9 protein-coding genes are annotated in these 14,025 nt (G+C 62.1%); 8 read left to right on the forward strand and 1 reads right to left on the reverse strand.

The features are described from left to right. The first annotated feature begins 184 nt into the window (after positions 1 to 184). The 8 genes from ACW4E8_RS16090 to ACW4E8_RS16125 all read left to right on the forward strand — a co-directional run bounded on the left by ACW4E8_RS16090 (position 185) and on the right by ACW4E8_RS16125 (position 13,671). On the forward strand, positions 185 to 1,558 hold the full coding sequence (locus ACW4E8_RS16090) for a YqaJ viral recombinase family protein (RefSeq protein ID WP_456805409.1): 1,374 nt from the start codon (positions 185 to 187) through the stop codon (positions 1,556 to 1,558). Positions 1,559 to 1,609: 51 nt separating this feature from the next. Further along, the gene (locus ACW4E8_RS16095; protein WP_456805410.1) at positions 1,610 to 2,326 is read left to right on the forward strand and encodes a hypothetical protein; all 717 of its coding nucleotides are present in this window, start codon (positions 1,610 to 1,612) and stop codon (positions 2,324 to 2,326) included. Positions 2,327 to 2,448: 122 nt separating this feature from the next. Further along, positions 2,449 to 8,841: a strawberry notch C-terminal domain-containing protein gene (locus ACW4E8_RS16100; protein ID WP_456805411.1), complete on the forward strand. Its 6,393-nt coding sequence runs from the start codon at positions 2,449 to 2,451 to the stop codon at positions 8,839 to 8,841. A gap of 53 nt (positions 8,842 to 8,894) precedes the next feature. Continuing rightward, entirely contained in the window at positions 8,895 to 10,859 is a 1,965-nt protein-coding gene (locus ACW4E8_RS16105) for a DNA topoisomerase (RefSeq protein ID WP_456805412.1), read from the forward strand. 42 nt (positions 10,860 to 10,901) lie between these two features. After that, on the forward strand, positions 10,902 to 11,138 hold the full coding sequence (locus ACW4E8_RS16110; protein ID WP_456805413.1) for a hypothetical protein: 237 nt from the start codon (positions 10,902 to 10,904) through the stop codon (positions 11,136 to 11,138). A 14-nt stretch (positions 11,139 to 11,152) separates the two neighbouring features. Continuing rightward, complete coding sequence (locus ACW4E8_RS16115; RefSeq protein ID WP_456805414.1) at positions 11,153 to 11,827, forward strand: hypothetical protein; 675 nt, start codon at positions 11,153 to 11,155, stop codon at positions 11,825 to 11,827. 1 nt (position 11,828) lies between these two features. Next, positions 11,829 to 12,389 (forward strand): hypothetical protein, encoded by a 561-nt coding sequence (locus ACW4E8_RS16120; RefSeq protein WP_456805415.1) that lies wholly within the window; start codon positions 11,829 to 11,831, stop codon positions 12,387 to 12,389. After that, on the forward strand, positions 12,376 to 13,671 hold the full coding sequence (locus tag ACW4E8_RS16125) for a hypothetical protein (RefSeq protein ID WP_456805416.1): 1,296 nt from the start codon (positions 12,376 to 12,378) through the stop codon (positions 13,669 to 13,671). The genes ACW4E8_RS16120 and ACW4E8_RS16125 overlap by 14 nt, the downstream gene beginning before the upstream one ends. Here the strand turns inward: ACW4E8_RS16125 and ACW4E8_RS16130 are convergent. Next, on the reverse strand, positions 13,645 to 13,881 hold the full coding sequence (locus tag ACW4E8_RS16130) for a hypothetical protein (protein ID WP_456805417.1): 237 nt from the start codon (positions 13,879 to 13,881) through the stop codon (positions 13,645 to 13,647). The two genes, ACW4E8_RS16125 and ACW4E8_RS16130, sit on opposite strands and share 27 nt — an antisense overlap. Positions 13,882 to 14,025 lie beyond the last annotated feature (144 nt).

The following is a 14,025-nucleotide window of genomic DNA, read 5'->3' on the forward strand; positions in this document are numbered from 1 at the left end:
GTTGGGCAGCCGTACTATTGTGTATCACCATACTACCACGCAACATGATGGGTGCTTGGGCTCAAACCCTTGACACTGCAAATTCATGTAATTAAATTGCGAACTAACATATTGAAACGCAAAATATAACGGCGAGTCCGCCGGACTGTTTTGATCTGTAGGCGAGGGCCTACGGGGACCATCGATGACCACTAATCCGGATCCGTCCGCTCTGCAGCAATTGCGCCGGCAGCTTGTCGCACAGCTCGACCGGCTGCCGCAACGCGACGCAATCGACCTGGCCGATGCCAACCAGTGGATTGACTACGTGATCGCGACAATGCCCCATGAGGCGCCCTGGCACATGACCAGAGCGGGTGGCATTGGCGGGAGCGAGATTGGCGGACTGGTGAGGAACTACCTTGGCCACCGGGCGGACTTCATGTTCAGCGCCCACGATTGGGCGATGGAGAAGCTGCTCAAGAAGGTGCCGACGCCCACGACCCCGGCGATGCTGCGTGGTAAGGAGTACGAGGACAACCATCGGGGCCGGTTCTACCAGCAGTTCGGCACCAATCGGGACGCGGTTGCCTACGGGAAGCTGGCGAAAGCACAAGGTACCCGCCCGTGGATGCGTTACTCGCCCGATGATCTTGTGGTCCTGCCTCGGCAGACCATGGAGACCGCCGCGGGGGAAGTCTTGGTCCAAGGCCGCTACCTTACTGATTACAAGTCGCCGACTTCCGTCGACGAATCCGAAGCAGTTTCCTTCCAGTACACCGCCCAGCTCCACCAAGGCGCCATCCTATGCGCAGAGCAAGGCATACAGATTAACGGCGCGATTCTTTCCCAATTTGACTGGGCCAACTGGCGGCTTCGCAATGACTTTGTGCCGATCCGGCCGGAGCTCTGCGACTTGATCCGCGAGACAGGCGATCACTATTGGGCATGTGTCCTGCGCGGCGAAATTCCGCCCTACATCCGAGCCCCACGCATGGAGATTGAGGACGCGCAGCGCGAGGCCTGGGCGCCCCAAGCGGCCCGGATCGCGCGCCAGCTCGCACTCTCCAAGGCGCTTGGAGACGCGGCAGAAGCCGAGCGCAAACGCCTTGTGACGGGGTTGGAATTGAGCACCAGGCGGTTTGGCGGCGAGCGCCTGGTTTTCGCTGGCGACTTGTCGGTGACAGCGAGCGCATCCGTCAATCTCGAAAAGGCACGCGAGCTTCTCGGCGAAGCGGTGCTGTCGACCTGCACGAAGAAGGCCAGCGGCAAACCCAAATACGACACCGAGAAGATGGTCGCCTTCCTGACGGAGCAGCGGGTTGGGCTCGACCAGTTCATCGTGCCCTCGTACGACAGCTCAAAGATCTACCAGGCGCTGGCCGAGCATGGCCACGACGCCGACGCCGTGGAAACCGAGACGATCAAGTTTGCCGCGGATAAGAACCTCAAGGCCCAGGCGGAAGCCTGGGTCGAATCGAACTTTGCCCCGCTCATTTCTCCGAAAGAAAGTGAGGGCGAGGAAGACGACGGGCAGTCGGAGCATGAGGTGCCCGCCATCCAACGCGAGCGTGCCTAAGCGGCCGATCGAACCCAATCAAGCCCATCATCTCTTCTAAAGGAGCTCATCATGGCATTCAGCCAACGCGGTCCCGGTCAAGGTAAGGTGACCTTTGCAGAAATCAACGCCAAAGAAGGCACCATGAAGGTGAACACAGGGGACCGCGATCAGGCGACCGGTAAGGTGATCTACCAACCGGTCGATACGATCGAAGGCCAAATCAACGGCTTCCAGATCCGCGAGCAACCGAGCAACAACCCGCAATATAAGGACAAAACCGTTGCGACGATCTACTTTGCGGACAACACCGCCGTCAGCTTCTCGCTGAAGTCCGGTGGCGATGCAACCTACTTCGGTGCGCGCCTGGTTGCCAAGCTACTCGGTTCTGATCTCAGCCGGCCGCTGTCGATTACGCCCGGTCTGACCAAGGCCGGCGAGAAGATCGGCGAACAGGTGGTTAAGTCGGATATGGCATGGGTGAGTGTCAAACAGGACGGGGAGCCCGTTGCCCCGAACTATGGCGTCGACGCGGAGGGAAATCCCCTGCAGGGTCTTCCAGCAGCGCCGTTCCACAAGCTGGCGAACGGCCAAGATTCGAACCAACGCGACTACAGCGCGCTGAATGAGTGGCTCGAGGGCGCGACCGGTTACCTCAAGGAGACCGTCGACAAGATGCGAGAAGCGGCGAAGAAGCCGGATCAGCATGAGCAGCAAGGTGCGACTGACGACGACTTTATCGATCCGGACGACATTGCACGTGCTGCTCAGCAGCGCGAAGCCGCCTAACCGCCCTCTCAGGGCGCGGTGATCACAGCGCCCGTTTGGGCCTGGCGCCACCTGGTGCCGGGCCCGTTTTTTCCTGATCGGTCTCCGGTGCACGGAGCCGTAACCTTGCATCGGAGTGCGCGATGTCTGCCACGACCAAGTGGATCGACCTGAATGACCCCGTTGGAGTACGCCTGCGCGTTGCCTCGCTGGATAACCGCCTGCTCTATGTCATCACCGGCATCAAGGCTGGAACGCGGCTATTCAACAGGGTTATTGAGGACCTGAAGTTCCGCTCGAGCCCGACTGGCGCCTACCTCATTCGCCCTTTCCGCGAAGGCGAGCAGGCCCGTCCCAGCGAGTTTCGATCCATCTGGCCGAATGCCGCCACGCGGGTGATGACCCGCAGCGAGTTCTTCATCGACCTCGACGCGGCGCGCCGCACCCGGGCTAACCGTGACGAGGCGGCGAACCAACAGCGAGAGCAGGAGGCCACCGAGCTCGCGCGACTGATCGAATCGGGGCTCTTCCTCGGCCGCAACGCCGACGGCGCACGGATCTTCGAGGACATTACTGGCCGATCCCTGGTGACTGATGGTGGCGCGATGATGCGCGAGGGCGCGGGCATGGCCCCAACGTCCTTTCTGCGCGCTTCGACTGAACGTGACCTGATCGCCTGTGCGCAGGGCTTCCTGCGTGAGGTCAGCCTGGGTGAGATCCAGCGCGAGGCGGACTTTAATCGTTTCGTGCGCGCTACGTTCCCCGACGCGCCCACGGATGCCGCGAGCATGCGGATGGCCTGGAGCGCCATTGAAGCTGCGTTTGTTGAATACCTCATGCGGGAGCATGAGAGTGCGGCCGCTGCGTGGGGTGATGCCGTTCACATCTACGAATCCATGCCCGGGGGGGCGGTCACGCGGGAGGTGGGTGCGGCCCCGGTACCTATGCCCATTGCCTTGGCCACGCAGCGCCTCCTGGCCATCGGGCCTGCGCAGGAGGGCGCCTCGGAACCTAGCGTGCTTGTGCCCTCGGCAGGCAATGGCGCCGGCTTTGCCAATTTGCCGGAGGGCGTGAAGATCCTGGCTGTCCGATCCGAGGCAGGCGGTGCGCTGGCCGAGGCCAACATCCACTGGAACCTAGGCGTAACGTGGGCCGACAGTGTGGACCCGCAGGCGCGACACGATGGCATTCTCGCCCACAACGTGGACTGGCAGGCCGGTACACGGGGTGAAGGCATCGCGGCCGCCGGCGCCCTGTCGGCTTCGCTGCAGCCGGGCTCGCGCGCGGTGCTCACCCTGGACGCCGGCGAGATGCAGTCGGACTCCGGGCGGCTGGCGCCCGAGATGCGGCAATATCTAGCCTCCCTGGAGGTCGTGGGTACCATTGAGTACGCGTTTGACGTTTCGCGCGCTCTGACGCAAGCCGGCGGCGCCCCGAACGGTACCAGGGTGATCGTCTTCCGGAATCGGCCACGGCGTGCCGACGATCGCCAGTACGCGGAAGCCGACAAACTGCCCGTTTGCTTCGACTGGGACGGCGTCAAGACCATCGTCGACGAAACGCTCACCTTGCGTGAGAACGCGCCTGAGCTCGAAGTCGACCCCGACGAGGCCATCAAGGTCGGTGATCTGCGGGAAGAGAACCGCTACCAGCGCCCCTACACCGCCTTCTCCCGCACCGGGGCTGGCAGCACGATGGTGCCCAAGAACCTGCAGGCCTCGCTGAGCTACGCCTTGGCGAAGCTTGAGGAAGAGCGAGGCCAGATCGACGAATTCGTCGCGCACGAGCTGGGCATGGGTTACGAAACCCTGCCGGAGCGATTCTCGCCGGAGCAGATCGATGCTGTGGCGCTGATGATCAATCGAGTCCAGCAGGGCCGCGGTGCAATCCTTGGCGACGAAACCGGGATCGGGAAAGGCCGCAGCCTCAGTGCGCTGGCTGCGTGGGCGAACAAGCAGGGCAGGCCGGTGATCTTCTTCACTGACCGTGCGAACCTGTTCTCGGACCTGGCACGTGACCTGATCGATATTGAAGAGTGGGGCCGTTTCCGCCCGTTCATCACCAACCAGGATGGCCAGATCCTCGATATAGCCGGCGAAGGCCAACTCCTCGCCGAGCCGGTGCCGGCCGCCAGGATGAAAGCGGTCCTTGCGGATAACCTGTCGCCTGAGCAAATCGGGGCCAACATCGTCTTCACGACCTACTCGCAGGTCAATTCCAAGGACTCCCCCAAGGGCGACTGGCTGCTCAACCACTGCCAGGACGCCCTGGTGTTCTTCGACGAAGCGCACGTTGCGGCCGGCTCCGACTCGAATACCGCTGAGCGTGTGCACCAGATCGCGGAAAGCGCTTGGGGCGTCGTTTATTCGTCGGCGACGTGGGCCAAGGCCGCCAAGAACCTGCACATCTACTCACGCGCCTTCCCGGAATCTGTGAATATTCAACAGGTTACTGACGCGATGAACCGCGGCGGCGAAGAGTTTGGCGAGGTGTTCTCGGCGATGCTGGCGCGCGACGGAGGCTTTATCCGACGTGAGCACGACCTGTCCAAGATTGACTTCGTGGTGGAAGTCGACTCAATGCGGACGGACCGCAATACGGCTGTGGCCGGCCAGGTCTCTGAAATCCTGGGCATGATGGCCATGGTCTCCGGCGAGATCGACCACCTGTTGCAGCGGGCCAACTCGCAAACCAAGTCATTGTTGCTGGCTGCGCAGGCGGCGCGTGAGGGGATTCGCAGGGCTGAAGCAGCGGAGGAAAAGCGGGAACTGGAGGCGATTGATGCGCTTGAGGAACGGATTGTGCAGTGGAGTGCTACGCGCGCAAATACCGCAGCCCAGCGTGAAGCAGCACAAACTGAGCTGGCAAGCTTGCTCGCCGCTCGCGCGCCAGCGGACCCACCGTCGCAAGAGGAATTGGCTGTTTCGGGCCGCATTGATCAGTACGCGGCGGGGCTGGAGGAGACCGACGCCACCTTGGAGGGACTGCGCGGCCAACTGGCACAGGCAAAAGCGACAGCGCGGGAGAACGCACGCACACGCGTGGGCCGCGCGCGCGCCAGCGCCACCCAGGCCGCGGGACGGCTCTTCGCCTCTCGATTCGGTACCGGCGGCGCCATCTATCAGGCGATGCGCCGCACCCTGGCGGCGCTTTCCGCAGACCATGCCATCGAACGGTCCCTGAAGGCGATTGAATCTGGCCGGCGGCCGGTGATCGTCTTCGAAGACACCGGCGAAGCGATGGTGCGTCAGCTCATCGAGGAGGAGACGCTGCGGATGCAGCGGGTGGCCCAGAACGCCACGCAGGAAGAGGCTGGCCAGGATGCCGAGCTCGTCAATCAGGCGACGCGGATCCTTGACGAGCGGATCCGTGCGCAGTCGCAGGTCGATACCATCCGGATGCCGACGCTGCGCGACCTGATGAAGGCGCTGGTGAGCCGCCTTGGCGCCATCCGGTCGTTGGAGGTCAGCGCGGACGATGAGGATGGTCGCGGCGCGCGGGCCGATGACGACCAGGATCGCCTCGGTGGGTTGGCCATTGCGGATGTCCCTGGTGTTACGCCAGATCAGCTCGCGGCGTATCGCAACGGTATCGAGCAGATCATGGAGAAGGTCGCCGCGTTGCCGGAAATGCCGATCATGCCGGCGGACGTCATCCGGGTGGGGCTGGAACAGGCTGGGCAGCGTGTCGGCGAGATCTCTGGCCGCGGGCTGCAGCTCACCCCGATCGACCCCGCCAGACCGGCTGGGCTTGCCAAGATCAGCAAGCGTGCACGGAAGAAGACGGACATCATGCGTACGGTCCGGGACTTCAACTGGGGCCACCTGGACGTGCTGACGATCAATCGCGCAGCCGCCACGGGTTTGTCGCTGCACGCGTCGCCGCGCTTTGGCAACACCCAGCAACGCGAGCTAATCGAGTTCCAGATTCCGGAAAATCCGACCGAGCGTATTCAGTTGTTCGGTCGGGTGAACCGCTTCGACCAAGTGGTGGCGCCTCGGATCTCTATCTTGACCACTGGCCTCTATGGGGAGATGCGCACCCTGATGATGCAGAACCGCAAGCTTGCGGGACTGTCGGCCAACATCCGCTCATCGCGCGACAACGCCGCGCTGATCGAAGATGTACCCGATCTGCTGAACCGGTTGGGCGACGAGGTCTGCCGTGACTACCTGCTCGAGAACCCAGGAGTTGCCGGGCGCATGTCCATCGAGCTGCGCAGCGCCCAGGACGCTGCCGGACTGGCCAACAAGGTCACGCAGCGCATCGCCCTGCTGTCGCCGCGTGACCAGAAGAAGGTCTACGACGACCTGTACATGGCCTACGAGGACGCGGTGATTCAGAACGAGATCGCCGGGGAAAGCTCCGGGATCAAGGACAATGACTGGCGCGCCCGCACCGAACGTGAAGTCCTGGCATGGGGAACCGACCAGAACCTCGAGCTTCTGAGCGCATTCGACGGCCCGGTCTACCTGCGCGACGTTGCGTATGAGAAGGACTATCAGCCGCTGCAGTGGGCGCAGCTCGAGGCACGGATTGCGGAGCAGATCGCCGTGCTCAAGGACTCCGACCGGACCGGTCGCGTGCCGGTGCGTGGCGTGGTGCGTTCCATGACCGCCCCGATGCTGCGTACCCTTGACCGCGAAGCGGCTGGGAGCGGGGCCGAGCGGGCAGAGCAGTTCGCGCGCGCCATCTTTGAAGAGATCCTCGACGAAATCCCGGCGGAAGCGATCCCCGGCACCGAGGAGGAGGCAGCTGGCAAGCTGAAGGGTCTGGCCTCGATTGGCGGGAAGATGCTGACCTTCGGAGCTCGCGTGCCTGGTTCCGAGATGGAGTTGCGCCTGATGGCGCTGATGTCTCGCTCCGGCGAAACCGCCACCATCTGGCACTCGAACCCGGAGGCCGCCCAGATGGAAGGCAAGCCGGCCGGCATGCAGTGGCGGATGAACGTGAAAGCGGCTGTGATGAGCGACGGAGAGGCCTGTGCCGCGGCTCTGCGCAAGCTAAACACCTGGAGCGCCGATGACATGCCCCGCGACGCCTGGTGGGTCGAGCGCTTCCGCCGTGAGTGGGGTAACGATCCCAAGTTCGAGGCGCTCACCTTCATGCCGGCAGCCCGCAAAGCCGCCGAAGTCCTGGAGGCGAAAAAGCTGATTGGCTTGTCCCAAACCAAGTTCGGGACGATCGAGGAAGCCTTGGCCGACGGTGAGCACAATGCCGTCAAGGAATCCCATCAGCGCAAGCTATTTGCAGAATCGGTGCTCCCGTACCTGACTCCCGGTACCCAGATCTGGGTGCGGGAGGAAGAGGGCAGCAAGTTTGCGCACTTTTTTGCTGACCGCCGGATGGTAATCGTGGGCGTCGACATGCCTCCGCCCAATGAAGAGAGCATGCTGTCCAAGTGGCGGTTCCACTTGGCCAGCCCTGGCGAGGAGAAGCCAGTCATCCTGTCTGCTTCACACTTGCTGCGCCGTGCCGGCGCCGCCCCCGAGTTTCCGCGCATTCACATCGACGGTAGCCTGTTCAGCCAATCCAAGCGCTACGAGTTGCGCGATGCAGCGCGTCGCTTCAACGACTTTGAACCTGGCCCGGTCCGGATGACACGGTCGCTCTTGGTCGGCAACCTGTTCCAAGCTGCTGAGTGGGCGGCTGCAACCAAGAAAGGGACGGCCATCACCTACACCGACGAAACGGGGCAGCGTCATCGGGCGATCTCCATTCATAAGCGCGGGTGGGGCGGGGAGTCGGAGTTCAGCGTCATGTCGATGCCGCTGCGTCTCCACCAGAAAGGCATGATCGTCAATCTTATTGAGGCGGCTGTAAGCGGCCGTGGGGACCCGGATCACGTGGATTCCGGGCGCGTTTATGCCTACGTCTCGTTCAAGTCGGCGTTGTCGTCCGGCCAAGTTGGTGCCAAGAACGAGAACTGGTTCAACATCGATCTGACCAACAACCGCATCGAAATGGACCTGGAGAAATCCGAAAAGGCCAAGTTTGTGAAAACGATGCGCCAGGCTGTCGAGCGTGACCAGAAGGCCTGGGAGGCGACGCACCCTGACCAGCCATATCCGATCACCCTAGCGCTATCGGCGTCGAAGACCGCAAAATCGGAGAGCCGAACGGTGATGTATATCGGACTGCCGGAGACATGGGAAGGCCGCGAACGCCTGATCCACGCGATGGTAAAGAGCCAAGGTCTGCAGCTCTATGTGTCCCGCCGCAACCGAGGCTCCTTCCGGACTGCCCGCCTGGCGGAGCAACGCTATTACGAGCAGCTCGTCGGCCCGCTGGCGCAGGAGCGTGCCGCGCGCGTGGCGGAGCAGGAGGAGCGCCGGCAACAGGTCCGGCAGTTGCTGGCGGCCGGCGTGGAGGCGGGTGCCGCCGCGCACGAGGCGCAACTGGCCCAGCCAGTAGCCAATGCAGAGGTATTGGACGTTGTGTCCGGCGAGCCGTCAGCGCGACCGGTTGGTATCGGTGATCCCTACGAGGAGGCGGATCAGGCTCGGGTTGTCGCATCCCCGCGGGAGCTTGGCTAAGCTATTATCTTGTGGGGTAGAATATGAAAACGAAATAAGAAAAGGAAACACCGTTGAGAATCGAGCGCCTCTGGATCCCTGAGAAGCCGAGTGTCGGCAAGGACATCGTTCAAGCCCTGGTCCGAACAAAGCGCGCCCGGGTTCTCAACGCGAGATCCGCAGCGGCGGATGGATACTTTGCCCTCGACAGCGGCGACGTCATTTGTCCACTGTTCGGGCATATGCTGACCATGTTGCCGCCGGCGGCATACCTGACCAAGGAGCAGAACGCCGGCAACTACTTCGACTTCCTTCCGCTCGTCCCGCAGCCATTCAAGTACGAGCCAAAGCCGGATGTGGACGAGAAGGGCAAGGCGCATCCGCCCAAGCGCTTCAATCTGGTCGGGGAACTATCGAAGAAGGCTGGGCAGATCGTCAATGCCTGTGACATCGACCGGGAAGGGCAACTCATCTTTGATGAGATGTTCCTCTATTGGGGTCTCGATCCGGCGGGCAGTCGATTCCTCCGCGCCAAGATCACCTCGAAAGCGGAAACGGACCTCGACCGGTCGGTCACCACCCTGGAAAAGAACGGCTCTGAGCACTGGGTTCGCCAGCGGATGGCCGCTATTGCCCGCCAGGTCATGGACTGGCTGCTCGGCATGAATGGATCAATGGCCTATCAGCAGCTCACCGGTGTCAAGACCATGTCCGTGGGACGCGTCCAGTCGCCGGTACTGGCCATGGTGGTGTTGCGGGACCTAGCGATTCAAACGTTCAAACCTCAGACCTATTTCGTTCCAGTTGTGACGTTGGCCGACGGGACGACCCTGCGCTGGGAGAAGCGCAAGGACGCCGCGGGCACGGCGGGGTTTGACGCGGCAGGGCGCCTCATCGACAAGGCCTTGGCGACAGGCCTGGTAGGAGCGATCAAGGCGGGCGCGCGCGGCTCCGTCGCGGTGGCGTCCACGACGGTCGAGCGGGAAAATCCTCCGTTGCCCTTCTCCATGGGCCGGCTGCAGGCGACTGCCTCCAAGCAGCATGGACTGTCTATTGAGCAGGTTACCAAGGCGGCCCAAAATCTCTACGAGAAGCACAAGGCGATCACCTACGTCGGCACGGACTGCGAATACCTTCCGACCGCAATGCATGCGGACGCCGGCAAGGTAATCGAGCAACTCGCATCTGTGTTTTCGGGCCCGTGCGCCAAGGCGAACCCGGCCCGGAAGTCGCGCGCTTTCAACGACGAGAAGGTGGACGAGCACTTTGCGATCATTCCGACCGGAACTTTGCCGGCCCTGTCGGACGCTGAGTACGCTGAGCGCGCCGTTTATGAAACCGTCGTGCGCCGTTACCTTGCACAGTTCTATCCTGCCTATGAGTACCAGAAGACCAGTCTGGTGGTGATGTTCGGTCCGGATGAGTTTCGCGCATCCGCGCGTCGAGATTTGGTGCTCGGTTGGCGTGAGCTGGAGAGGCCCGATGCCAACGAGGCGGAAGCGGAGGCGCCTATTGGCAGCCGAGAGCTGCCGAAGCTGGAAGTCGGTCAGCAGATCGTATCATCGGGCGTTACCCTGGAAACTGGGCAGACCAAGCCTCCAAGCCGCTACGACGAGGCGAGCCTCATGGACGACATGATCTCGGCGTACAAGTTCGCAAAGACTGATCGAGACCGTGAGCTGCTTAAGGATACGCAAGGTATCGGTACATCCCGTACTCGGGGGCCGATTATCGCGAACTTGCTCAAGCGTGGATTCCTTTTGTCTACCAAGAAGGGAAAGCGGCATGAGATCACCTCCACACCCTTTGGCAAGGAGACCATTGGCCGGCTGCCGCCGTGGCTGACGGATGTGACCACCACTGCAAAGTGGGAACTCATGCTGAGCGCAATTGCTCGGGGGGAAGCCGACATGCAAAGCGTCATCGAGTCCCAGGTCCAATACGTCAAGACCGTGATCGAGCGTGCAAGGATGCAACTCGCACCCCAACGATTTGCAGCGAATGAAAAGGGCGCCGGGCCCGCAAAACGGGCGGCTTAAGGCGCTGCCCATCCATACCGACCACTGACATTGGAGAAGGCTGTGCACGACAGAAACAACTCTCGACCGCAGGAAGGGCGGGCAAAGAGCCTGCTTAACGACCTTCTGTCGTCCATGGCCGGACGGCCGCAGGAGCAAGCAATGTTTACCGCCCTCTTTGTTGACGGGAAGCCCTCCGCGGCCGTCCGGAAGGACTTGAACCTCTCCGAACAGGAATACCAGGAGCAGCACCTGGCAATGATGCGTCGCTTCCGCATCGCGAAAGAAGTTTCGGCGTAATAGGAGACACCGAAATGAAAGCCGCTATTCAGAAAGCCTACGCGCTGGACACGCCGCCGGAATGTGAAGCTGCCGGCCTGGACGCATGGAGCATCGAGGGCGCAGCCCGTTTCGCCAATCGCCTGTTGTGGTCCGCCCTGATGGACGTCGTAGCCGTCGAACAGGCAGGTGCCGCCGGGCGCCGGATCTCAGCCGAGAAGCAGGAGCTCGCCGACGACGCTCGCGTGTGGATTGCCGGAGCCCAGGATTGCCGGGTGACCTTCGACATGTGTGTCGAGCTCCTATTTTCTTCGGACATTCCCGACCTGGCCGGTAAGCTGCGCGAGGCCATTGAGGCCGAGCCCGCCCGGGTTCTTACACTGGTGGAAGACGCTATGCGCGAAGCCGAGTACGAAGCGGCAAGGTATAGCTTCATGCAGCGCACGCCTGTCGACGACGCGGAACCACAAGCGAACGTAGATCAGGTGCAAGCGGCTGATTCCGGCAAGGGTGATCAGGTGTCGAGCTCTGGCGCCCACGAGATGATGATCGAATTGCCTCCGTTGCCAGTGCCGAACACGATCGAGGTGCGGGTGCTCGCCGGCGGGCAGTACCTGCTGCCGCTGTTCGATAGCGAAGAGGAGCTGGAGCATCTCGCCGGCGCGGATGCCTACCGGTCAGCTCCATTCGAGCGCCTGCGAGGGATGTGATATGGACGCCCTCAGCGACGCTAAGGCCGAAGTCGTGGTGCCGATGCAGCGGCATTGCCCGTATCGCTTGCTTGCGCGGTATTCGGAGCGAATGTCGGTCCGGTTCCATATCGGCGACGCGGAGATTTCCGCTGCAGCGGTATTTCAGCCCGAATCGTTTGGCCCGGTGGTCGCCATTGAGTCGGAGAGGGTTTGGCAGCGGATGGAGGGCGGGTGCCACGACGGTGGCACCTTGGGTATCACCCTGAGTGCAGATGAAGAGGCGATGTTTGGGGTCAACGCTTCGTTTCCTGCCATCGGGACCGATGTCGCTTCGACCATGCGGATTCTCGCAATTCTGGAGGGCGCAACCAGGGTGTTCGGCTTGTCCGCCGGGGCGGACCTCGATCTTGCCAAACATATCCAGGCGTACGACCAGATCAACTGGTACGCCGACGGCCTCCCTGCAATCCCAATGCCGCAGGACTTCAACCCTGACTTTAGGCGCGAAGCCGGCCCGCCCCGCACGGAAAAGGAAAGCCACCATGCCAGCGCCAACGACAACGAACATGAGCGTACCTGAAGGTGAGGGCAGCGGGCGGCTTGGCATCGCTGCATCGGCAATCGCCAAGATGGCCAAGCGAGGTCTAGTGCCGACGGGGATGCCGTCGGCAGACCTGGCTGCAGCGACCGGCGTTGAACTCGGAAGCGGGCTTGCCTCGGACCCACCGGCAACGCCGATTGTGCGCGTGAAAGGAAAATCTGCTCCGGAGACGTTGCCGGCACTGAACAAGGACCGATACGCGCCCAAGGCTACGCCCTTTGGGGCAAGCGTGTTGCCGCGCAAGGAACTCCAGATTACAGCGGCTGCAGCCAAGAGCCTCACCCAGCTCGCGGCCGCCGTCTCCCTGGATCCGGGTAGTGGCCCAGAGGTGCCGCGCGAAGTGCGAGTCGCCGCGCTGAGCAAGCTCGTTGAGGGCGCGCACGTAACGGCGGACAGGCTGGCGCGGACATTGGTCGGCCCTAACCGCAACATTCCCGACTACCTGCGCGCGCGGTTGCTTCAGCAGGCCTGCTTCTATATTCATGACCAGTGGTCCAAGACCGGAAAACTCGATGCCGAGCCGCTGTTGGCTCTGAGCGAAGACATCTTCAGCGGATTTGTACCGGCGATCGATCAGCAGGTGGTCGATCTGTTTCATCACGCCGCGGACTATCGAAAGGTAGATGAGCGGGAGGTGGCGCGAAGCCGGCTGCAAGTGTCGGCTACTAAGGCGGTTTGGTCGCTCCTGGACGATGTGAACACCGTCAGGATCGTCAAATGGGATCCAAACGCACAGCCGGATGCTGTCTTCTCCTTCAGTCGCTCCCCCGAGAACGTCGCGTCTGATTTGCTGACCGGGGTACTTCAGATCGTAAATGAGAACAAGGTCGAGGTCGCGGACGTGGATATGGCCACCTCGTGGATGCAGGGGGCCATGGGGCGGGCGTCGACGTTGGTCGGCGCCGAGTACCGCTTGCTCACAGGCCGAGTACTGGACAACGCGCATCGCAATGAGCTGCTGAGCCAGCAGGCGCTGGCATCGGCCACCGGCCTCTATCAGGCGCTAATCGAGAAGGCGACGGTACGTGCTCGAAATGTCTTTGTGAAAGTAGAAACGGAGGCGATGCAAAAGCTCGATGTGCAGCTGTTCAAGGAGTTCGTGAAAGACGCTACTCCGGCCAAGCAAGCTGCCAGAAACCCGCGCCGGGCCGCAGATACGAGCCCCGCCGCAGATAAGGAATCAAATCAGGACCATGCACAGCACAAGAATCAATCGGATCAGGCACAACGGCCGTCATTTAATTTTCGCCAGCGCGGTTAGCTTGGCAGTGGTAACTGGGGTCGCCCGCGCTGAATTCGCCGACCAGTCGTGCGCCGACTTGGAATCGGCACGGCAGGCGGGAATAAACCGCGAAACCGAGAAAATCAACACATCCGATGAAAAGATTTCAGAGTCGAGCCAGGCGGCACAGAAGTGCATGCTGGATTTCGGGATCGGGGGGGGCGCCAGCATCGGAATGGGATCGACCATCGACGGCATCCTCAACGGCCTGGTGAAGAGTTTGCAGTCGTCCGCATGCGGCGCGCTGTCGAGCCGCAGTATTCCTGACATTACTCAGATCGCAAAGAATGCAGGCACGACCGCGACGAATGCGGCTACCAGCGCTGCGACGTC

The sequence above is a fragment of the Cupriavidus sp. CP313 genome (assembly GCF_054072015.1).